General features: G+C 50.8%; 15 protein-coding genes. 1 reads left to right on the top strand and 14 read right to left on the bottom strand.

What is annotated here, in order from left to right:
- Window positions 1–28 precede the first annotated feature (28 nt).
- The 7 genes from H6G21_RS09420 to argS form a co-directional block, all read right to left on the bottom strand.
- On the bottom strand, window positions 29–2,758 hold the full coding sequence (locus H6G21_RS09420; RefSeq protein ID WP_190573038.1) for a cation-transporting P-type ATPase: 2,730 nt from the start codon (window positions 2,756–2,758) through the stop codon (window positions 29–31).
- A 453-nt stretch (window positions 2,759–3,211) separates the two neighbouring features.
- Entirely contained in the window at window positions 3,212–3,430 is a 219-nt protein-coding gene (locus H6G21_RS09415) for a hypothetical protein (protein ID WP_190569303.1), read from the bottom strand.
- A 403-nt stretch (window positions 3,431–3,833) separates the two neighbouring features.
- The gene (ruvA, locus tag H6G21_RS09410; RefSeq protein WP_190573036.1) at window positions 3,834–4,460 is read right to left on the bottom strand and encodes a Holliday junction branch migration protein RuvA; all 627 of its coding nucleotides are present in this window, start codon (window positions 4,458–4,460) and stop codon (window positions 3,834–3,836) included.
- A gap of 43 nt (window positions 4,461–4,503) precedes the next feature.
- Window positions 4,504–5,058, bottom strand: coding sequence for a hypothetical protein (locus H6G21_RS09405; protein WP_190573034.1), 555 nt, complete (start codon window positions 5,056–5,058; stop codon window positions 4,504–4,506).
- Window positions 5,055–5,786 carry a hypothetical protein gene (locus tag H6G21_RS09400; RefSeq protein ID WP_190573031.1) on the bottom strand — a complete coding sequence of 244 codons (732 nt, stop codon included), beginning with the start codon at window positions 5,784–5,786 and terminating at the stop codon, window positions 5,055–5,057. Before H6G21_RS09400 ends, H6G21_RS09405 begins: the two co-directional genes overlap by 4 nt.
- Before the next feature lie 2 nt (window positions 5,787–5,788).
- Window positions 5,789–10,768 (bottom strand): CHAT domain-containing protein, encoded by a 4,980-nt coding sequence (locus H6G21_RS09395; protein WP_190573029.1) that lies wholly within the window; start codon window positions 10,766–10,768, stop codon window positions 5,789–5,791.
- 297 nt (window positions 10,769–11,065) lie between these two features.
- A complete protein-coding gene (argS, locus tag H6G21_RS09390; RefSeq protein ID WP_190573027.1) occupies window positions 11,066–12,817 on the bottom strand; it encodes an arginine--tRNA ligase in 1,752 nt (583 codons plus the stop codon).
- Window positions 12,818–13,220: 403 nt separating this feature from the next.
- Between argS and H6G21_RS09385 the strand changes: the two genes are divergently transcribed.
- Window positions 13,221–14,006: a C39 family peptidase gene (locus tag H6G21_RS09385; RefSeq protein ID WP_190573025.1), complete on the top strand. Its 786-nt coding sequence runs from the start codon at window positions 13,221–13,223 to the stop codon at window positions 14,004–14,006.
- A gap of 324 nt (window positions 14,007–14,330) precedes the next feature.
- Here H6G21_RS09385 and H6G21_RS09380 read toward each other — a convergent pair whose 3' ends face one another.
- The 7 genes from H6G21_RS09380 to H6G21_RS09350 form a co-directional block, all read right to left on the bottom strand.
- Window positions 14,331–15,152 carry a metallophosphatase gene (locus H6G21_RS09380; protein WP_190573023.1) on the bottom strand — a complete coding sequence of 274 codons (822 nt, stop codon included), beginning with the start codon at window positions 15,150–15,152 and terminating at the stop codon, window positions 14,331–14,333.
- Window positions 15,153–15,181: 29 nt separating this feature from the next.
- On the bottom strand, window positions 15,182–15,856 hold the full coding sequence (gene folE / locus H6G21_RS09375) for a GTP cyclohydrolase I FolE (RefSeq protein WP_347277999.1): 675 nt from the start codon (window positions 15,854–15,856) through the stop codon (window positions 15,182–15,184).
- Window positions 15,857–16,055: 199 nt separating this feature from the next.
- Window positions 16,056–17,297: a GTP-binding protein gene (locus tag H6G21_RS09370; protein WP_190573021.1), complete on the bottom strand. Its 1,242-nt coding sequence runs from the start codon at window positions 17,295–17,297 to the stop codon at window positions 16,056–16,058.
- Window positions 17,298–17,500: 203 nt separating this feature from the next.
- Window positions 17,501–18,664: a porphobilinogen synthase gene (gene hemB, locus H6G21_RS09365; RefSeq protein ID WP_242041739.1), complete on the bottom strand. Its 1,164-nt coding sequence runs from the start codon at window positions 18,662–18,664 to the stop codon at window positions 17,501–17,503.
- 121 nt (window positions 18,665–18,785) lie between these two features.
- Window positions 18,786–19,613, bottom strand: coding sequence for a metallophosphoesterase family protein (locus H6G21_RS09360; protein ID WP_190573019.1), 828 nt, complete (start codon window positions 19,611–19,613; stop codon window positions 18,786–18,788).
- Window positions 19,610–20,563: a hypothetical protein gene (locus H6G21_RS09355; protein ID WP_190573017.1), complete on the bottom strand. Its 954-nt coding sequence runs from the start codon at window positions 20,561–20,563 to the stop codon at window positions 19,610–19,612. Before H6G21_RS09355 ends, H6G21_RS09360 begins: the two co-directional genes overlap by 4 nt.
- Before the next feature lie 215 nt (window positions 20,564–20,778).
- Entirely contained in the window at window positions 20,779–22,059 is a 1,281-nt protein-coding gene (locus H6G21_RS09350) for a SufS family cysteine desulfurase (RefSeq protein WP_190573233.1), read from the bottom strand.
- Between the last annotated feature and the right edge of the window lie 45 nt (window positions 22,060–22,104).

Genomic DNA, 22,104 nt, shown 5'->3' with positions numbered 1-22,104 from the left:
AAGAACTTGAAGAACTGATCTAGATACTTCATCTTTGTCTGCAAGGGGGGTCAATCGCATTCGCAAACATTGCCCACGGCACCATCGGCACCATTGGCAATAAACAGATTACCCATTGATTCCAGGTGAGCGGTGCGGTTTCAAAGAGCGTGTTCATCACCTGCCACTGGCTAAACACAACTTGCAGGACAACCGCCGCAACAATACCCACCATGAGAATGGGTGCAGTTGTGATGGATGGAGTTTGACGGCGCACATAGGCGATTAAACTGGTTCCCAATTGACTAATACTGATCAGGTAGATGATGCGTGCTGCCACAAGGGATTGAATGGCCATTGTGCGGGCGACAGCAATATTACCTGTTGTGGATTGAGCCCATTCAAACATCCCGAAAATCAGAACCCAGTTAAATGATGAAACAGCTACGATTCGGCGTAATAATTTCTGGGTGAGCAACGGTTCGTTAGGGTTGCGGGGGGGGTGTTGCATCAAGCCCTGAGATCTTGGTTCAAAGGCGAGGGGAACTGTCATGGTAATGGAGTTGATCATATTCAGCCAGAGCACTTGCAGGGATAGAATCGGCAACTCCCGTGCCAACAGAACACTGATTAGAATTGTTATGGATTCTCCCCCATTCACAGGCAGGAGAAAGGCGATCGCCTTTCGCAAATTCTGGTAAACCGTGCGCCCTTCTTCCACAGCTGCTTTAATGGAAGCAAAATTATCATCGGTCAACAACATGTCAGCGGATTCGCGGGCAACTTCTGTACCGCCTTTGCCCATCGCAATACCAATATCCGCCTGCTTGAGTGCTGGGGCATCGTTTACCCCATCTCCCGTCATGGCGACGATATTGCCTCTGGCCTGGAGTGCTTCCACTAGTTGCAGCTTTTGTGCCGGGGCGACTCTGGCAAAGACAGATCCTTCGACGGCAGCATTATGAATCTCTAACTCATTCATTTGGGCTAACTGTTGCCCAGCAAAGGCGACAACCCCTGAGCTGGTTTGAATTCCCATGCGTTGGGCGATCGCCCGTGCGGTGGCAATGTGATCGCCCGTGATCATCTTGACTTGAATCCCGGCGGACTGGCAGGCATGAACGGCAGCGATCGCCTCTGGACGGGGTGGGTCAATCATGCCTTGGAGTCCCAGAAACACGAGATCAGTGGCAATATCTTCATGATCGATGGCATGTTGCTGTATCGATACCGTCTTTTGGGCAAACGCCAGCACCCGTAGCCCCTGTCCTGCCATGTCATCAACTTCCTGTTTGATCAGGGTAGAGTTGAGGGCGATCGCCTGTCCCTGGGCATCGAGCATCTGGGTACACCGACGCAGCAGGGCCTCCACCGAACCCTTCACATAAATTATGTGCGGCTGCGCCTCATGCAGCGTTGCCATGTACTGATACTCCGACTCAAAGGGAATAGCATCCATGCGAGGGGTGTCAGTCGAAAGTCCAGCCTGACTCAGCCCTGCTTTTTCCGCCACGGCAATTAAGGCTCCTTCCGTTGGGTCGCCCACCACCGTCCAATCTGTCCCCGTTTGTTTGAGTTGGGAATCGTTACAGAGAACCCCTGCCGTCAAACACTGGGCTAAGGCAGGGGGTAATTCCGCCGCATCCAGCCCTATCTCCTTGCCGTTGCTGACCTGGGTAATGTCGCCTTTGGGACTGTAGCCCCCGCCGCTGACGCGATAGGGTTGTCCCCCTGCGTGAATTGCCTGAACCGTCATCTGGTTTTCCGTCAACGTCCCGGTTTTGTCGGAACAAATTACCGTGGCACTGCCCAACGCTTCCACCGCTGGTAGTTTCCGAATGATGGCGTTGCGGTTTGCCATCCGGTTGACGCCGATCGCCAGCGTGATGGTTACAACCGCAGGTAAACCTTCGGGTATCGCACTGACTGCCAGGGCGACTGCCGCCTCAAACATATCAATCCAGGAGCCTCCCTGCCCCAACCCCACTGCAAAGGTGAAGGTCGCCAGGGGCAAGATAATGTAGAGCAGAGTACGGCTGAATTGCTCAAACTTCCGGGTCAGGGGGGTGGTGAGGCTAACCCGATTTTCCATCGATCGCGAAATTTGCCCCATTTCCGTGGCATTGGCAGTCGCAACGACGATGCCCTGTCCCTGCCCAAAGGTGACAAAACTACCTGCGTAAGCCATATTGCGCCGTTCAGCGAGAGGAGTATCCTCAGGTAACACCTGGACAGATTTTTCAACTGGAACGGATTCCCCGGTCAGAGCAGATTCATCTATCTGTAGGGTGCGAACTCGCAGCAACCGCAAATCTGCCGGGACTTTATCGCCCGATGTCAGCACCACTAAATCCCCCGGCACCAAATCCCGTGAGGGAATCCGCAGCGGTTGCCCTTCTCGCAGAACGGTGGTTTCAGTGGTGACGGCTTTGGCGAGAGAGGCGATCGCCCCTTCTGCCTTAGCTTCCTGGACATAGCCGATAATGGCGTTAATCAGCGTTACCCCCCAGATGACCCAGGCATTCGTCCAGGAACCCAAAAACGCTTTAACAGCTCCAGCCAGCAGCAAAATATAGAGGAGTGGCTGATGAAATTGCACCAGAAACCTTAACCACGCAGGTTTCGCAGGCTTAAACTGCAACTCATTCCAGCCATGCTGCTCATAGCGACGAGCAACTTCCTCAGGCGTTAAGCCGCTTTCTGCGCTGCTTCCCAAGCTTTTTACGATTTCGTGGTCAGTAAGCGCATGATAAGAACGTGAATGGAATTGAACAATCATCACATCCTCCAACTTCTAAACTTACTTTCCCAGATAACCCATTACTCAGGGAATTGACAATTACTATTTTGAATAGTTGCCATTCATAGAGGCTAGACCAAAAATCAAGTTCAGTTTTTGGATAAGCGGTTAGAAACGTGCATTTGGCACACAAGGCTAATAACTGCTTATGCGGAAAATTTCTGTATATCCCCGATTTGGCTGGATACCCCGAAAATTTCTGTATATTTCCCCGATCGGGGTGGATACCCCGAAAGTTTCTGTGTCTTTCCCTCTGTTTCCCATCAGATATCCTGATTTTATCGGGAGATACAAGCTATTTGTTTTAAGAAAAGTGAATGATCATGGATACTTGTCACCAACTGTTGATCGCAGTAGATTGTGTCCTGAGATTGCAGTGCCCGCAGTCTATGGGAGCATTAACGCACCTGCGGGACACTGATGCTACAACTGTTATCGCAGCCGTTCGCGACTGAGGATGCTGATGTATTGCCCGTCGGAATGCACGATCTTCATCGGTTGACTCCAATGAATCCTGTCCGCGATCCGATGCGCATGGAATTGATTAATCGTGTCCTGCACGAACTCCTTGTGACCGATTAAGTGAATCTGTAAGCGTTGTTTCTCATGTTGAACTTCACGATCGCTCCGATCGCTAGAACCTTTCGCCATAACTGAGCTTCTCCTTGTTGTAGTGAATCCCTTCCCCCACGGCAAACTTGCCCCCTTCTCCTGCAGGAGAAGGGCCAGGGATGAGGGCGAAGAAAGCCCAAAAATTTAGAGCCACCCCGTTTGACATCACAAACAAGAGTGGCTCGGTCAGATGCTAAAATCCTCATCAAGCCTCCTTGCTGCACTCTCAGCGAGGGGGAATAGCTACTTGGGGTTGTTGGCCCAATCCCGAGTAGTGCCCTAAATTTTCAGGATCCCAGCGACCCCGTGCTTCATGTTTAACCATCTCGCGAAAGAAGGATGTTCACGGAACCGCTATGAAATGCTAGGTTACGAATAAACCCCTAGCCCTGTCAATCCGTACTGCAAAAAATAATTTAGGTATCATTTAACACCTCAACCCTCACTGACTCAACCACGCGATCGCCAACCGAATCCACTCCTCCCCATCCGCCGTCTTAGACAACGTACTGCTCTGCCCCACCGCCGTCAGCGCCTGCGTAATCTCCCGCTCCGTATAGCCCAACGCCAACAGCGTCATCTCCACATCCTCCTGAATCGACGCCACCGGCCCCGCTCCCGGCTGCATCGACAATCCAGAACTCTGTCGCCACTCCGCCAGCTTCGTCTTCAGTTCCAGCGCAATCCGTTCCGCCGTCTTGCCCCCCACCCCCGGCGTCTTCGACAACAACCGCGTATTGCCATTCACGATCGCCTGCACCAACTCCTGCAAACTCAACGTATCCAACAACGCCATCGCCAACTGCGGCCCAATCCCACTCACACTAATCAACTGCCGAAACAAATCCCGCTCCGCCGCATTCGCAAAGCCAAACAACGTAATCTGATCCTCCCGCACACTCAAATGACAAAACGCCTGTGTTACCTCCCCCGGTGCAGGCAACTGCTGCCAATGGCGCGTCGTAATCTGCAAATCATAGCCAATCCCATTCACCTCGATCGTCAGACCCACCCGATTGTTCTGACTCTTTTGCGTACAGACAACTTTGCCCTTCAGATAACTCAGCATGGAATTGCACAATTAATATAACCAAGAGACAAGTGATAAGTAGCTACGGTTGATCTGGATCTTGTTCATTGGATTTTTTAGCGCGTATAGCTGCTACTCCTCCACCCCCCGCAACAAGTCCCAACGTCCCTGTCCAGACTCGATCTGCCAAGGTTGCATCTTTTGAAAAAGTCGCATATCCCACAGAAGCGAGGAAAGAAATAGCGAAGGTAGCAATCATCAGTCGAATATTGTTTTTACTGGCTACATCAGCTTTGGTTTGGCGATCTTCAACCTTAAGTGCCAATTCATGCTTATTGTTGATTTCTTTTTCTCGCAAGCGACGCTCTTCCCGACGTTCTTCTTGTTCTTGTTGGAGTTGCTGGTCGCGAAGGGAAACTAATTTCTCAAAAATACCTGATTTTCCAGCTTGAAGCTCTGCTTGGATAGCTTGGCTGACTAAACTCATTAAGTCTGAGCTGGGTAGGTCTGGGCTTTTGGGGATAACAATAGTTTCAATAACTTCGATAGGTTTGGTGGTTGGTTCTTGGGGCGTGCTATTCGCTGAAGCAGAGATTGGCGTTGACTGATCGCCCGTTTGGGCTTGCGAATCACTCATAGTTTAAAACCTGCAAAAAGATCCTGAATCAGTTGGCTAGTGATGTAGGTTGCGTAGAGCGTCCTATATTTTTCGTTGTTGCAGACCATCACATAAGCCTCACTTTCGTTATCTGTACAGCGGTCGCGAGTGAGAATCCAGGAGGGATTGAGGCGCTGGAGTTCGGTGACGTAATTCTGAAAGTAATGACGATCGTGCTCTGTTGTATTGCTGGGCAGTACAAAACGATAGATTGGTGGTGGGGATGTTTCCTGTTGGTCAGATTTGGGAAGGGGGAGGGGTTCCTGGAGTGATGGAGAGTTGGGTTGAGTATTGTCGGGATTTGGCGTGCTATTAAAGATTTCCTCCGAGTAGGAGAATGAGTTAACACTCACTAAGTCAGGCTGGGACACACCATAACTAGACACACCATGACTACCAAAGGTGTTGATTCTGACTAAGTCAGATTGGGACAATCGATGACCTGTTTCTGTTGTCATCATGTTTGGTGTGAGGCGTTTTTGACGATCGCCCTCTGCTTGGCGTAATAGCTTGCGAGCAGTGCGATAAGCAGTATTCAACTGGGGATGCTGCTTAGCAATCTCGCCTAGCGATTCAACATGGCGGTCTGGCGATTGGGCAATCAACCAAACGCTTTCGGGTAACTGAATACCTTCTTCGCGGCAGGTTTCCACAGCAGCGACAAAGGCATCCACTGCAAGTTGTTCAAGCGGTTCAAGCGGTTGCATGGTTAGCCTCCGAGTCCTGTAAGCGTAAAGGCGGCCCAGTAGTAAGGATGACGATAGCGGCATTCATCTGGCTCTATTCTATCAAGCTCATTCCGCTCCTCTTCCAGAAACTCCCGAACTTGGCTAGGGAGGTCGAGGCTGAGCCAGTTATCGTAGCGGGTTTTCAGTTGAGTGACGGTGAGGCATCTTAGGGTTTGACGTGTGTGGTGATAGGCAGCAGCGGGGCCAAGATGGAGGTGGCTGTAAAATTCGGCCATGAAGACCATGCTGGCGGCAGATTCTACTGTCCAGAGGGTGCTGAGAATGTCAGGAACCCCCTGAGCAAGAAAGGCGCTGGTGATGCCAACGTATTCACTGGTGATGGTTTGATTGCCACTGAGAGCGGTTTCGCAACTGGCAAGGGTGACTAGGCTATAGCTATTTAGGGGAACTTGGAGCAGGTTTTGAACAGTGAGTTTATCTGTTGCGGCAAGCGCTAGGGCAGAGCTTTTCGGGTCTGCAAAGTTGTAGGCAGCGTGGCCATTAAAGTGAAAAATTTGGTGGGGCTGAGCTAGGGCGTGACTGACAGCCGCCTGGGTTGCTTTACGGGCGTCGATCGATTCAACGGAGTAGGTTTTTGCTAGGAGTTGATTGATCAGGTGAGTTTCAGCTTGGGCATGGTAGAGGGGAGATAGGTCTTGGTGGATGGGGGCGGTAATGGTGAGTCCGGAACTATTGGATTCACTTGATTTGAGGGGCAAGGCTGAGGGACGGAGGCTATGACCGATTTGGAGGCTGGGTAGGGTGGTGGTTGGATAGGCTGGGAAGAAGGAGTGCAGCGGCAGGCGATGGATGTCGCGGTGGGGAATGAGGGTAAGGTGGGTGAGATTTGGGGGGAGATGGGTTTTGATCTGATCAATTTGGAGAATTTCGGCGAGTTGATCCAATAGATCGGGCAGGGTATTGAACCAGTCAGATTTCTCGTGAGGGTCAGTATTTTTGCTTTTGTTGATGTGATTTTGGTAAGTCTGGTTCCAAGTTTTGAGCCAGGTTTCCAGTTGACTGACCTGTTGCAGCTCCGCTTGACTATTGCTAGTAGTGCGGCTGATCACGGTGGGGTGTAATCTGTCCCAGCGTAAGACGAAGGTGGTGAGGGCATCAGGACTGAGGTGCCAGTAAACCATGGCGGTATGGGGGCGGAGCAATTGCCGCATGGCTTCGTAGCTGGCAGTGGGAATATCGTCTGGGTTTTGCCAGTGCAGTAACCAAGTCATCAGCCAGTTTTTATCTTTTTCGGCAGTTTCCAGTGCTTGAATGAGTTCTCCTTGCTGAACCAATAGGTCAACCGTGGCTTGCCCAAAGCTGGCAAATTGCAGGCCCAGTCTTTGCTTTTGGGCATCAGAAGAGCTTTCCCTTAAGATTCGTTTTAGGAGTTCAGTACCCTGGCGTGCCAGTGCATCTACAATCTCATCTTTTTCCTGGAGAGCACGATGGGTGCGAATTAGGAGAGCAAGAACCTCTAGCTGTGCCTGGGGAAAGGTGTCTGCTGTGAAAATATCCAATGCCTTGTTGTAGCAGGCAAGCGCTTTTCGCCAAAACGGGAAGGAACTTTCCTGGCGATTGCCCCAGAGTCGATGGGCTTCGCCTAAGGCTCGGTGTAATTGACCCCAGGCTTCACTGCCTTCTGGGCTGTGCTTGAATCCCTCCTGGATGGAAGCTAGGCAGCCCTCATAGCCCCGCAAATCTAGATCGGGGTTTTGGAGTTTTGGGGGCAGGGATGCCGTTACCAAGGTAGGATTGCTCCAACCCTCGTTCATGGGGTTAAGGGCGGAATTGAAGGCGGCGAATCCGCGACTAATCCAGGCATCAGTGAAGTTAGGTCTGAGGCTTAAGGCTCGATCGTAGTTGGCAATTGCTTCTTCATAACGCCCCAGATTGGCGAGGGCAAACCCACGACCATGTAAGGCTATAGACATATTGGGGTTGAGTTGTAATGCCCGATCGAAGTCAGCGATCGCTTCCTCATTACGCCCCAAACTAATTAAAACGGCACCGCGACCACCCCAAGCTACGAGGAGATCAGGTTCATACTGCAATGCCTGATCGTGATGCTCAATGGCTTCCTCATAGCGCCCCAAGTCTGCCAGCACCCCACCACGACCTGTCCAGGCTGCAGCATTATCTGGTTCGTAGTGCAATGCTCGGTCATAACTAGCAATGGCTTCTTCATAGTGAGTTAGCCCATCTAAGGCAAAACCTTTGATACGCCATCCTTCTGCTGATTCTGGCTGGAGCGCAATCCCCCGTTCAGTAGACTCAAGGGCTTCTTGAAACCGTCCTAAGTTGTTTAACGCTGCTCCTCGATTGTTCCAAGCACTGGAGAAATCAGGATCAAGTGTCAATGCCTGGTCGTAGCTTGAGACTGCCTCCTCATAGCGTTCCAATGCCCCCATTACCCCGCCACGACCTGTCCAGGCTGAGGCATTGTCTGGTTCGTAGTGCAACGCCTGGTCAAAGCTTACCAACGCCTCTTCGTAGCGCCCCAATTCAGCCAAGACAACACCGCGATTTCGCCAAGTAGTGGGATGATCCGGTCGATAGCGCAATGCCTGATCGCAACTGATGACCGCCTCTTCATAGCGTTCTAACTCAGCTAATGCAGCACTACGATTACTCCAAGCTTCATAATCGTCCGGTTTACACTGCAATGCCTGATCATAGTTGGTAAGTGCTTCTTCATAGCGTCCTAACCTAACAAGGACAACTCCTCGGTTGCTCCAGGCTGAGGAGAAGTTAGGTTCATGCTGCAAGGCTTGGTCACAATTGGCGATCGCTTCCTCATAGCATTGCAATCCAGTTAGTGCTGCACTACGACCACACCAAGCGTTGGCAGAGTCCGGCTTACAGTGCAATGCTCGATCGTAACTAGCGATCGCCTCTTCATAACGTTCTAACCTAACCAGTGCAGCTCCACGATTACTCCAATCTTGAGAATCGTTAGGCTTATAGTGCAATGCCCGATCAAAGCTAGCAATTGCTTCCTCGCTGAGTCCTAAGCTATGCAAGGCAAACCCTCGATCACCCCAAACTTGGGCAGATTCCGGCTGATACTGTAATGCCTGATCAAAATTCGAGATTACCTCTTCGTAGCGCTCTAAACTGAGGAGTGCTAGCCCGCGATTGTTCCAGGCAAGGGCGTGGTCTGGCTGATACTGCAATGCTTGATCTAAATCTGCGAGAGCCTCTTCATATCGTTCCAACTTAATCAGAGCCAATCCCCGATTATTTAAAGCCATCGCATCGTCAGGTTTGTACTGCAATGCTTGGTCACAACTATCGATCGCCTCTTTATAACGCTCTAGCTGGGCTAGAGCAGCGCCCCGATTTGTCCAAGCAAGGGCAAGGTCAGGCTGATATTGTAATGCTTGATCCAATTTCACTAGAGCCTCTTCATAGCGCCCTAATTGAGCAAGTATCGCACCAACCTCTCCCCACACTTCAGGGTTGTCCGGTTGATACTGCAATGCCTGGTCGAAACTAGCGATCGCCTCTTCATATCGCTCTAGGTTAAGCAGTGTAGTCCCTCGGTTAACCCAAGTTTGAGGTTGCTCAGGGTTGTAGTGTAAGGATTTATCAAAGCTAGCGATCGCCTCTTCATGACGATTTAACTCGAGCAATATATAACCATACTCTTTCCAATAATCAGGGGCATCAGGTTTACATTGAAGTGCTTGATCGTAGATAGTAATCGCATCCTGATAACGCTCTAGTCTCTTCAGTGCATAACCTTTAACATACCAGCCATGGGCGTCTTCAGGTTGGAGTGTAATAGATTTTTCGGCAGATTCAATCGCTTCTTGATACCGTCCACAATTATTTAGACTCACTCCCCGACTAATCCAAACTGTAGATAATTCGGGGGTGCGTTGCAACACTTCATCGTAACTAGCGATCGCCTCCTCATAGCGCTTTAATTCGTCTAATGCAATACCACGAACATACCAAGTTCCAGTATTATCTGGTTGATACTGCAATGCATGATCAAAGGCAGCGATTGCCTCTTCATAGCATTTCAGTAACATCAATCCTGCACCTCGACGAGTCAAAATATCAGGATCATCTGGTTTATGCTGCAACGCTCGGTCAAAACTCGAGATCGCTTCCTCAAAGTGTTTTAAGTTGGCGAGCGATGAGCCTCGATCGCGCCAAGCCAGAGGATCGCTAGGATTACGTTGCAACGCTTGTTCGTAACTGTTAACGGCATCTTGGTAATGCCCCAATTTATCCAATGCATAGCCTTTAACATACCATCCGTGGGCCTCTTCAGGCTGTAGGGAGATGTACCTTTCCGCAGATTCAAGTGCTTCTTGATACCGTCCAGTGTTATTGAGTGCTGCTGCCCGACTACTCCACACCCAGGATAATTGGGCATTGAGATGCAATGCTCGATCGTAACTGGAGATCGCCTCTTCACAGCGCCCTAAGTTAGAAAGTGCAATACCACGATTGCTCCAAGCCAAAAAATCATCAGGTTTGTAGTGAACTGCCTGATCGTAACTGACGATCGCGTCCTCATAGCGGCCTAAGCCATTTAGTGCAAAGCCACGATAATACCAATCTTGTGCATTCTCAGGTTTGTATTGCAGTGCTTGGTCATAGCTAGAGATCGCCTCCTCGTAGCGCCCTAAGTTAGTTAGCGCTCCACCTCGATTGCTCCAAGTTTCAGAGGCACTAGGGTTATGCTGCAAGGCTTTGTCATAGTTATCGATAGCCTCTTCATAACGGTTGAAGAAGTAGAATGCATTACCCCGGTTTACCCAGGCTTCAAAATAGTCAGGTTTCAGTTGAATAGCCGTGTCAAAGGCAGCGATTGCATCCTCACAGATGCCTATATTCACCAAGGAATTGCCCAAGTTATTCCAAGCTTCCGGGAAATCAGGTTGGAGCGCGATCGCCTGTTTAAAGCTCAACACAGCTTGCTGGTGAGCTTCTTGGTTATCCATGCAACGCCCCTCAGCACTCCAAAGCCTACCAATCTGTCGCCAGATCTCGGCTGGTGGGGGATTGGAGTATCCGTTTGCCAGGAGTTGCTGTAACTCAGCAATCTTGGTATGCCTTTCCGGGGAGGTGAAACCGCAGTAAGTATCCCAATCTTGATCTCCTACAATCCTCCCCCAATCATTATTTGGATGAGTCTTTGGATTTACCATATCAGTTGTTCCCAGCTAACAATTATCAGCATCAAACCCGAAAAGGCCAGTTCCTGAAAAAGTCAGTTAATCAGTCAGTTGATTTAGACTCTACATCCGCTCCAACACTGGAATACCCAACAGCGACAACCCTAACTTGAGCGATCGGGCAGTCAAATCACACAACACCAACCGCGAAGTCTTCAACGCTTCCTCCGCCTTCAACACCGGACAAGCATCATAGAACGTATTAAACTTCTGACTCAGCTCAAACAAATACTGACACAAACGGTTGGGATACAGATCCTCACCCACCTGCGCAATCACTGACTCCAACTGCAACAAATGCTTCGCCAGAATCAACTCCGACTCCTCCTGCAATTGTAACTGCGCCGTTAATGATGAGAAATCAATATTTCCCTTACGGCTAATGCTCTGCACCCGCGCATAGGCATACAGCATATAGGGAGCCGTATTGCCCTTATCCGCCAGCATCTTGTCATAGCTAAAGATGTAATTGCTCGTGCGGTTCTGGCTCAAATCCGCATACTTCACCGCACTGATTCCCACCCCTTGGGACACCTGCGCCTTAAATTCCGCCGTCTCCTCGCGGCCTTCCTCCTCCGCAATCTTCGTATCCAAATTCGCCCGGAACCGCTCCACCGCCTCATCCAGCAGATCCCGCAGCCGCACCGTATCCCCCGATCTGGTCTTCAAGCGCTTGCCATCTTCCCCCTGCACTAGGCCAAAGGGCACATGCACCACTTCTACCGTCTCCGGAATCCAACCCGCTCTCCTCGCCACTTGAAACACCTGGGCAAAGTGATTACTCTGTCCGGCATCCGTCACGTAAATAATCCGTTGGGCTCCGTCTGTGCCAATGCGATAGCGAATCGCTGCCAAATCCGTTGTCGCATAGTTAAATCCACCATCGGATTTCTGAATAATTAGCGGTAACGGCTGCCCTTCCTTATTCGTAAATCCTTCCGTGAAAACGCATTGCGCGCCCTGATCCTCAACCAATAACCCCGTCGTTTTCAAATCTGCTACCACCGCAGGCAAATAGGGATTGTAAAAAGATTCGCCCCGCTCTTCCAGTTGAATATCTAGCAGGTCATAGATCACCTGAAACTCCCGGCGGGACTGATCGCACAGCAGCTTCCAAGCCCGCAGCGTGTCCTCCGCCCCAGATTGCAGCTTGACCACTTCCTCCCGCGCCGCCTGTTGGAACGCTTCATCCTCATCAAACCGTGCCTTGGCTTTTTTGTAGAACGCCACCAAATCCCCCAGGTCGATCGCGTCCGCTTGGGTCAGTGCCGCCGGAGCCACTTCCCGCAGGTAGGTGATCAACATGCCAAACTGCGTCCCCCAATCCCCCACATGGTTCAGCCGCAGCACATCATGACCCTGGAACTCCAAAATCCGTGCAATGCAATCCCCAATAATCGTCGATCGCAGGTGCCCAACGTGCATTTCCTTAGCAATATTCGGGCTGGAAAAATCCACAATCATCCGTTGGGGCGTCTGGGTGGGGGCAATGCCCAAGCGATCGTCCGCCTGCATCGCCTGCAAACTGGCTTGCAAATAGTCCGTCTTAAACCGCAGGTTAATAAACCCTGGCCCCGCAATTTCCGGCGTTTCAAACCACTCCGCCACCTCTAAGCGATCGATGACTTCCTGGGCCACTTGGCGCGGTTGTTTCCCTAACTTTTTCGCCAAGGACATCGCCACATTGGCCTGATAATCCCCAAACTTCGGATTATTCGTCGCGGCCAACAGGGGATCGGTGTCCGCAAATTCTGGCCCAAACGCAGCAACGAGGGCTTGTTGAAGACGGGTTTGCAACTGGGCGACGGCGTTCATAGGGAAATACGCAAGGTTCAACTAAAAGGTTCAACTCAGAAGGTTCGACTCAGGGCGACTTCAGGTGACTCCGGCCTTACAATGTCCAAAAACGACGGTTCATCCCCCGTTCGAAGCCGTTGTAAACCCAGTCAACCCAGCACGCCCATAAGCCCATCTAGTTTACCCTATGGCCTTCCCCCTCGGTCGATCGCGGAACTTTCCATCCTTCCGAAAAGCACTCCGATTCCCGTGAATCTACTCTCCGTCTTCCCCAGATCAATTTATCTAGAATGAAAATAGTGGGCTTGAGAGCAATTGCCGATGCCTTCTATTGTTCTTCGAATATTGTTCTTTGAACGCTTGTTCTCTGAACGCTTGTTCTCTGAACGCTTGTTCTTCAAAATTCCCTAGCTGAAGTTCTATGAAAACCATTCTCCGCACCGTCACTACTACCACGTTTAAAAAGAAACCCATCCAATCCTCCGAACTGCCTGAGGATCTCAAAGCCAAGGTCGAAGCCAACCAAGAATTCGAATTGGCCTCCTTCACGATCGAGCGGGATCACCTGCGCTGCACCTTCGCAACTCCCTTTAAAGACAGCGTGCAGTGGTATGTCTTTAGCAAGCATGTCGAGATCCGCAACGACAGCCAACTCTCCTTCCCAGCGGTGCTCCCCACCAGCGTCAAACTCGACATTCCCTACAAATCCCAGCGGGATAACGTACTGAACCCCGATGGATCCTGTAATGTCACATCCATTGCCATGTGTCTGCGGTTCCTGGGTGCCCAGCGCAAGAGCACCGTTGGCCAGTTTGAGGATGAACTGTACGACTATGCCGAACGCAATCGCCTCAGTCGCCACAGTCCCTACGATCTAGCACGGATTGTGGAAGCCTACGGTTACCGCGATGACTTCCGCCCCGATGCCACGATCGAACAGGTCAAGGCTTGGCTCGCCAGCGGCAAACCTGCCGTTATCCATGGCTACTTTACCGACTTCGGGCACATCGTCGTCTTAGCGGGCTACGACGAATACGGCTTTATCGCCCACGATCCCTATGGGGAATGGTATTCCTGGGGCTACGATTCCAACGATGCCTGGGAATTCGACACCAAGGGGAAATTTGTCCACTATTCCTACGATCTCATTAAACGACTCTGCATCCCCGACGGTAACTTCTGGGTGCACTTTATCTCTAAGCCCTAATTTCTAATGCCCAATTGAGTTATCAATTTGAGTTATCAATGCTACAACCCCGATTCTCCTAGCCCTCCTTAAAAAGGGAGGAGCCAGAAATATCTAGGAAATTGATGGAATTGTTGTGAAATCTGAAGATTCTCCCAAAATCCCCCTTATTACGGGGGATCTAGGGGGATCGTCATGGGTTGCAAGCATAAATTGATTGGGTATAAGGCGTTATCTCTAAAGCGTTATCTCTAAAGCGTTATCTCTGGCGTGTAATTCGCGTATCTGCTGCACGCTACACGCTGAATCCTGCACCCGCAATGCTAAATCCAGGGTACAACCGGGCTACGATCGCGACTGCGATCGACTTTGCGAGAATCCTTTGGCAGTGCCATAACGGACTGTCCGAAATTCAAGATTGCCCGCATAGGGTTGATAGAGCGTATAGGTCGCCTGTCCGGGTACCCGTCCCACATTGCCAACCCCAATAATTTTTCGAGGTCGTAATGTCACGGTTTCAGCCTCAGTTAACGGCTCCGATCGTGGGTCTGCTAGATGGGCTGAAACTGGTGCTGGAACTGGTGCTGGAACTAGTTCTGGGACTGGCGTGAGGGTGGTCATTTCAGAAACCACACTACCCCGGTGAATGGCATATTCAAACGCCAAACCCGATCGACCGCAAAATAAATAATTCGCATCCATCCTCAACAAGCGATCGAGCATGAAAATTGCATCGGTATCCGGCGTTAATTCATCACTGACACTAATGCTGCTACCGTGAACCAACAAACAATCGAGTTCAAACAAGCCAAAATCTAAGGACTTGATCCAATCAACCAACGATCGTGAACTGCCATCCCAGAGTTGTTTCACAACGGACAGGCCATACCGATCGATCAGTTCTGTGGGTTCTGCCGATCGTCCTAGCCCGTGCAAAGTCAGTAACTGCTCCTCCCACCAGCCCTGGCAAACCTGGGGTTCGAGTTCTCCCGATCGTGGATAGCACAGCCGTTGCATGATGGCGGTGTTATCCGCAACGGGCGAAATCACATCCCCCAGGATATAGAGAGCGTCAATGGGCGATCGTTGGCGTTTTAGATCAGCCAAAACCGCTTCATAGGCGGCCAGATTTCCCTCAATACCACTCAAAATCGCCCACATAGTCACTCCTTAACAATCTTGATCAACCGCCGCAATTAATGAAAAGCAGGCCGATGTTGAATCAGGCTCATAAATTCCTGGCGAGTTTTGGGATCCTCTGCAAAGACGCCTTTCATGGCGCTGGTTGCGGTCCAGGAACCGGGCTTTTGCACCCCGCGCATGGCCATGCACATATGCGTGGCTTCAACCACCACAGCCACCCCCTGCGGCTTGAGCAAGCCCTGCAACGCATCAGCAATCTGTGCGGTCAGTCGTTCTTGCACCTGAAGGCGTCGGGCGTACATTTCACAAATGCGGGCAATTTTCGACAGCCCAATCACCTTCCCATTGGGAATGTAGGCAACATGAACGCGCCCAATAATGGGCAAAATATGGTGTTCACAGGAGCTAAATAGGTCAATATCTCGCACGAGCACCATTTCATTGGTATTTTCGTGGAAAACAGCCCCATTGAGTAATTCATCGAGGGATTGGTGATAGCCCTGGGTGAGGAATTGCAACGCTTTGACCACTCGTTTGGGCGTGTCGCGCAGTCCTTCCCGATCGGGATCTTCCCCCAGTCCAATCAGCAAAGTTCGCACAGCCTGCATCATTTCTGCATCGGAAACGGGAGGGTGGGCTTGGGTCTTCAGGGCTGCGATCGTGCTATCTGCCGTGGGTTCAACCAGGCTACGTTCGATCGACGATTCGGTCATGGAAGGATAATTCATGGGGGTCTCTAACAGAGTTTGCAGTAGATAAGGGTGGGGAACGGGTTACCTGATCAAGAACCAGACAGGTTTTCTACACAGGCAGGTTTTCTACAAGGGTGGCGAGCACTCTTGCGAGATATCTCACCATAGGCCCTGCGAAAATGTCATGAAAGTCTCGATGAACCTTCGCAACTGTAGAAACTTAGGAAGTTACGCCTTAGGAAGTCACGCCACTGAGGGGAACTGTGGGGACCGTCGTAACTTGGCAATCGGCCAGGGCTTTTCGAATACCTTCCGTATCCAAATCCCGCCCGATTAATACAATTTGGTTGCAGCGTTGAGTTTTCCATTCATCGACCTCTAGGCTACACCGTTTTCCACTGAGTTGAAAAATGTGTCTTAATTGGCTTTCCGCAAACCACAGAATCCCTTTGCCTCGAAAAATCGTCTGCGGCAAGTGATCCAGAAATGCTTGAAACTTAGTCAACTCAAAGGGCCGATCGCTAGTGTAGGAAACCGCTACAAAGCCATCATTTGCTAAATGATGAGAAATAGGATGGGCTTGATGATCATGATCGTGGCCGTGATCGTGGCTGTGGCTATGACCGTGGCTGTGATCGTGGTTATGACCGTGGCTGTGATCGTGACTGTGATCGTGACTATGGTTATGAGCATGGTGAGCATGGTGATCAGAGTGATCCTGCTCGTGCTGACCATGATGCTCGTGATGCTCGTGCGCTTGGGCTGAGCGATCGACGGAATTTCCTTCTCCCAACAGTTCTGCGTAGGCATTGGGGTTGTTATAGCCCACATCTAGAAGTAACGGTAAGGGAACCTCCCCATGCTGACAGCGGATGATTCGTGCACCGTCTTTGATCGTATGAATGTAGGTTTCTAGGGCTTCTACTTGTTGCGGGGGGGCTAAGTCCGTTTTATTCAGAAGCACAATATCGCCGTAGAGGATTTGGTGAATGGCGGCCTCGCTGTCAAAGTGATCCGGCGTAAAGGTTTCTGCATCCACTAGGGTCAGGATGGAATCTAAACGAACCAAATCCCGCAATTCCGTCCCAAGGAACGTCATGACGATCGGTAGAGGATCAGCCACCCCCGTCGTTTCAATCACGAGGTAATCCACCCGATCGTCCCGTTCCAACACCCGATACACCGCATCCACCAAGCCATCATTAATCGTGCAACAAATGCAACCATTACTCAGTTGCACCATGTCTTCGTCGATCGAGACGAGGAGTTGGGTGTCGATATCAATATCGCCAAACTCATTGACCAACACCGCCACTTTCAAGTCATTGCGGTTATTCAAAATGTGATTGAGCAACGTGGTTTTTCCGCTGCCCAGAAAGCCCGTAATCACCGTGACGGGCATTCCTCGCTTCGGCAAATCGATAATGGATGGCAGGGTTTGATGTTTACCAGTTGGATGATTTTCCGGGTGTTGCATTACCTTTCCTCCAAGGAATGTTTAGGGCAACTCTAGCAGGAATGCTGACAGGTCATCACTGATTTCTAGGAACTTGTAAATCTAACTTGTAAATCTAACTCGAAACTCAATCCTGTGACTTGAAGATCCGGTTAGTTCAAACGGTTCTGTTAGTTCAAACGGTTCTGTTGGTTTCAACGATTCTGTTACTTCAAACGATTCTGTTAGTTCAACATCTTAGCAACGGTTTTGGCAAAGTAGGTAAGAATCAAATCTGCGCCCGCCCGCTTCATGCTGGTCAAGGTTTCCAACACGACTTTGGATTCATCAATCCAACCCTGCGCGGCTGCCGCCTTAATCATGGCGTACTCACCACTGACGTTGTAGGCCGCGATCGGTAAATGGGTTTGCTGTTTAATCTGACAAATCACGTCTAAGTAAGCCAAAGCGGGTTTGACCATCAAGATATCTGCGCCCTCAGCAATGTCCAATTCCACTTCCCGAATCGCTTCCCGGATGTTAGCGGCATCCATTTGATAGGTTTTCTTATCCCCAAATTTGGGCGCAGAATTTAGGGCATCTCGGAAGGGGCCGTAATAGGCCGAAGCATACTTCGCAGAGTAGGCAAGGATGCCCACATGAATCCAACCGGCTTGATCTAACGCTTGGCGAATCGCTTTGACTCGACCATCCATCATATCCGAGGGTGCTACAAAATCAGCCCCCGCCTCCGCTTGGGTCAACGCTTGTTTCACTAAAATGGCAACGGTTTCATCATTGAGAATTTTGCCGTCTTGAACAATACCATCATGCCCTTCACTGCTGTAAGGATCAAGGGCTACATCCGCAATGACAATCATCTCCGGAACTGCTTGTTTGATTGCCCGAATGGCGCGGGGCACGAGCCCTTCGGGATTATAACTTTCGGTGCCTGCATTGTCTTTTTGGGCATCAGAAATCAATGGGAAAAGGGCGATCGCGCCAATTCCCAAATCGTAGGCTTCCTGTACTTCTTGCAGCAACAAATCTAGGGTATAGCGGTAACATCCCGGCATCGATTCCACTTCGATCGTGCGATTGTCGCCCTCCATCACAAAGACGGGATAAATTAAATCTTCCACATGCAACGTTTGTTCCCGCACCAGACGGCGCAAGGTTTCCGTCCGGCGTAACCGTCTAGGCCGATGGGTAAGATGGAGTTGAGCAGAAGCCGCTGTTGCTGCTATTGATTCTGAAGCTGACTCTAAAGTTGACTCTGAAGTTGATTCTAAAGTTGATGCTGGTAAGGAGGCATTCGTTGGTAGCTCAGTTGAGACTGCTGTAGATTCAAGCTGTTCCAGGGGGGTGGTCATAACATTCAGTGTTGATTCTTGGGAATTAGCAACCATATGGTTAACCTCGTGTTCTAAGTTGTATTGAGCGTGATATTAATGCAGGGTGATATTAGTGCAGGGTGATATTGATGGATGGGTAATGCAATGCCCGATCGCGTAAGCCAGCGCTTCGCATTTATCGCTCACAGATATGGGTTGGGTCATCCGCTCGCTCTGCAAACTCCAATCCCCGCGCCAACCGCCATGCAAAGATTGCGGGCAATCCTTTTTCAATAATGTCAGCACAGGTTTTTTGATAGTTGTATTCCACTTCCCGCAACGTGATGCGATCGCAATTCGTGTCATACATCACATAGGTCGCATTAGGCCGACCATGGCGTGGTTCCCCCACGGAACCTGCGTTAACAATGCGTTTTAGCGGTGTTGTCACGGTGCGATCGGTGACAATTTGGGACTGACCATTGGGCTGAGCCATTTGGACTTTAATGTGGAGTTGTCCGCTGTCTAAGGTGCGGACATAGGGGATGTGGGTGTGACCACAAAACAAAATATCTGCTCCCGCCGCCATCACCCGCTCCATGGCCACAAAAGCATCCATTCCGGGCATGAGATATTCGTGCTGGTTATGGGGACTGCCATGGACAAAGCAGAGGTTATCTTCCCGGAGGCTGAAGGGAAGATCGGCTAAGAACGATCGCGTTTCAGGGTGAATGACTTGATTCGTCCATTCGTGGGCCAGTCGGCCCCGTTTCTCTGCCAGCACGGATGGATAGCTACATTCACAGGCATTCAACCCTTCCACAATGTCCTCATCCCAGCAGCCCTGACAGGTGGGAATATCCAGCGATCGAATCATCTCAACCACCGCATTGGGATGGGGGCCATAGCCGACTAAGTCCCCTAAGCAGTAAATTTTGTCGGCATTTTGCGCATCAATATCTGAAAGAACGGCATTGAGCGCTTCGTAATTGCCATGGATACAGGATATCACCGCAATTTTCATGACACGGTTGCTCCTTGGGATACGCTTTGGGATACTTCTGGAGAAGCTGCTTGGGATGCGCGGATTTGAGCTTGGTAATAGGCGATCGCTGCATCCTCTAAACAACAGTCAGTCAGGGTTTGTACAATGCTGGGTTGATCTAACTGTGTCCCAACCACTTCCAAGCCACTGAACCGATCGGGTGGCCCCTCCAACCAACGGGGTAGCGAAAGCTCCAACGGTTCGACAGCAGCATGGCCTGCCCGATAGTTCAACAAGAGCGCACGGCCATCCACGAGTTCAAAAATTCCCTTAGCCCGCTGGAGGTGACCGTAGGCTCCATGAGTCAGTTCATCCCAAAAGGTTTCTAAACTATTGCCGTCTAGAATTTTGCCCCGGAGGTACGATCGACGGATTTGCAGAGTTGTCTCTGGTGTTAGATCAATTGATAGCCGTGATGATTCATAAGCTTCCGTCGGCAAGTGATCTAGAAAATCTTCCGGTGACGCCACAGGCGAGATACAAGTCCATCCCGTCCACTCATCGTTCTGTTGGTCTTGATGCAACAATTCCGATGATTTAGTTGATGAAATCAGCAATTGCGATTGAGATTCCGATCGTGATTCTACATCTGTAGACTGACTTAATTGTGGAGACTGCACCAAGAGAATTTTTCGACAAGCATCAGGTTCGATCGGCAATTCCAAGGAAGCGGGATCGATGTGAAACCCAAGTTCAATAAACAGCGGTATGGACTGATCCGATCGCTGGAGAAATTCACTCAACTCATCAACCGCGATCGCAGTCAGTTGAGGGCATTCTGTGCTCAGGTAGGTGGTGTCGATCGGGAAATTCTCTGCCCCTAAATTGAGGTAAGCAGCAGATTGAGCCAAACTGGCCTGCTGGTAAATCCAGGTGGTTTTGCCAACCCCTGGGGCACCGGCGACTAAGGTAACAGGAAACGATTGCATAGCAGCTTAAGGGAATTCCCGAAAAAACCTGCCTTGGAGACGCACCACTGGCTGATTGATTCGATCAGCTTGATCAGCGCTCTTGATAGAACAGAGGCTTTGGGTGGGAGTCACACAGGAGGACTTGTAGGATTGATTCAAACCCTTGCTATGCTAACACAAAATCAGATAATGATAATCATTATCATGTCTGACAAGCTGTGGAGCTACTGGATCTACAGTAATTCTGAGAAAAATTCGATCGTCTCCTTCAAGGCACTAACAAAGACATCAATTTCCTCAAACGTATTGTAGAAATATAGGCTGGCCCGTGCGGTGGAACTGAGATCCAATTGATTGTGTAGGGGTTGGGTGCAGTGATGCCCCGATCGAATCGCCACACCGGATTGATCCAGCAACGTCGCTAGATCATTGGCGTGTAACCCTTCATAGGTAAAGGCCGCTAGGGCCGCCCGTCCGCTGCCGTTAGCCTGGGGTTTAGGGCCGTAGATGCGCAGATTGGGAATCGTGGCCAATTGCTGGAAGAGGTAGGCGGTCAGTTCTTCTTCGTAGGCGTGAATTTTATCCATGCCGATCGCCGTGAGGTAGTCGATCGCTGCACCTAGGGCAATCACCTCGGCGATCGCGGGCGTCCCGGCTTCGAACTTGTGAGGCAATCCCGCATAGGTGGAATGATCCAAAAAGACATCTTGAATCATTTCCCCACCGCCTAGGAAGGGATTCATCGCTTCCAGAATCGCCTGCTTGCCGTAGAGAAATCCCGCGCCCGTTGGCCCGCACATCTTATGGCCCGACGCGACAAACCAATCACAGTCGATCGCTTGAACGTCGATCGGTAAATGGGGCGTACTTTGGCAACCGTCGATCAGCACCTTCGCGCCGACTTGGTGGGCCGCAGCACAGATTTCTGTCACCGGGTTAATGCAACCCAGAGTATTCGACACATGAACAACCGAAACGAGTTTAGTCTTTTCCGACAGCAGCGAGGTGAAATGCTCGAAGTCGAAGCCCTCTTCTGCATTTAACTGCACATGTTTCAGCACGGCCCCCGTCCGCTGGGCCACAAACTGCCAAGGCACCAAATTACTGTGGTGCTCCATCACCGTCAGAATAATTTCATCCCCCGGCTGCAAGCTCCCCATGCCCCAGGCATAGGCCACCAGGTTGATCGCTTCCGTGGCGTTGCGGGTGAAGACGATCTCGTTACGGGAGGCTGCATTGACAAACTGGGCCGTTTTATCCCGTACCGCTTCGTAGGCTTCCGTGGCCCGCGCGCTCAGGGTATGGATGCCGCGATGGACGTTGGCATTGTCCCGCTCGTAGTAATGGTGAATGGCGTCTAACACCGCGATCGGCTTTTGCGAAGTCGCCGCATTGTCCAGATAAACCAAGGGTTTGCCGTTGACTTCCTGGTGCAGGATGGGGAAGTCCGATCGGACTTGTTGGGCCAGGGTGGGCGTGGCTTGGGCGGAAGGGGTGGCTTGGGTGAGAGTCATGGGTGGCGGTGGGAGAGAGGGCGGCGGAGACGTTGGCAATTTTAT

The sequence above is a fragment of the Alkalinema sp. FACHB-956 genome (assembly GCF_014697025.1).
Taxonomy (GTDB): domain Bacteria; phylum Cyanobacteriota; class Cyanobacteriia; order Leptolyngbyales; family Leptolyngbyaceae; genus Alkalinema.
The sequence above is the reverse complement of the archived record's forward strand: the minus strand, read 5'-3'. Positions and strand labels throughout refer to the sequence as shown.

Excerpts from the sequence above, each read along its gene's own strand:
- H6G21_RS09420 (WP_190573038.1), bottom strand. The coding sequence starts at position 2,758 with ATGATTGTTCAATTCCATTCACGTTCTTATCATGCGCTTACTGACCAC.
- H6G21_RS09415 (WP_190569303.1), bottom strand. The coding sequence starts at position 3,430 with ATGGCGAAAGGTTCTAGCGATCGGAGCGATCGTGAAGTTCAACATGAG.
- ruvA (WP_190573036.1), bottom strand. The coding sequence starts at position 4,460 with ATGCTGAGTTATCTGAAGGGCAAAGTTGTCTGTACGCAAAAGAGTCAG.
- H6G21_RS09405 (WP_190573034.1), bottom strand. The coding sequence starts at position 5,058 with ATGAGTGATTCGCAAGCCCAAACGGGCGATCAGTCAACGCCAATCTCT.
- H6G21_RS09400 (WP_190573031.1), bottom strand. The coding sequence starts at position 5,786 with ATGCAACCGCTTGAACCGCTTGAACAACTTGCAGTGGATGCCTTTGTC.
- H6G21_RS09395 (WP_190573029.1), bottom strand. The coding sequence starts at position 10,768 with ATGGATAACCAAGAAGCTCACCAGCAAGCTGTGTTGAGCTTTAAACAG.
- argS (WP_190573027.1), bottom strand. The coding sequence starts at position 12,817 with ATGAACGCCGTCGCCCAGTTGCAAACCCGTCTTCAACAAGCCCTCGTT.
- H6G21_RS09385 (WP_190573025.1), top strand. The coding sequence starts at position 13,221 with ATGAAAACCATTCTCCGCACCGTCACTACTACCACGTTTAAAAAGAAA.
- folE (WP_347277999.1), bottom strand. The coding sequence starts at position 15,856 with ATGAATTATCCTTCCATGACCGAATCGTCGATCGAACGTAGCCTGGTT.
- H6G21_RS09370 (WP_190573021.1), bottom strand. The coding sequence starts at position 17,297 with ATGCAACACCCGGAAAATCATCCAACTGGTAAACATCAAACCCTGCCA.
- hemB (WP_242041739.1), bottom strand. The coding sequence starts at position 18,664 with ATGGTTGCTAATTCCCAAGAATCAACACTGAATGTTATGACCACCCCC.
- H6G21_RS09360 (WP_190573019.1), bottom strand. The coding sequence starts at position 19,613 with ATGAAAATTGCGGTGATATCCTGTATCCATGGCAATTACGAAGCGCTC.
- H6G21_RS09355 (WP_190573017.1), bottom strand. The coding sequence starts at position 20,563 with ATGCAATCGTTTCCTGTTACCTTAGTCGCCGGTGCCCCAGGGGTTGGC.
- H6G21_RS09350 (WP_190573233.1), bottom strand. The coding sequence starts at position 22,059 with ATGACTCTCACCCAAGCCACCCCTTCCGCCCAAGCCACGCCCACCCTG.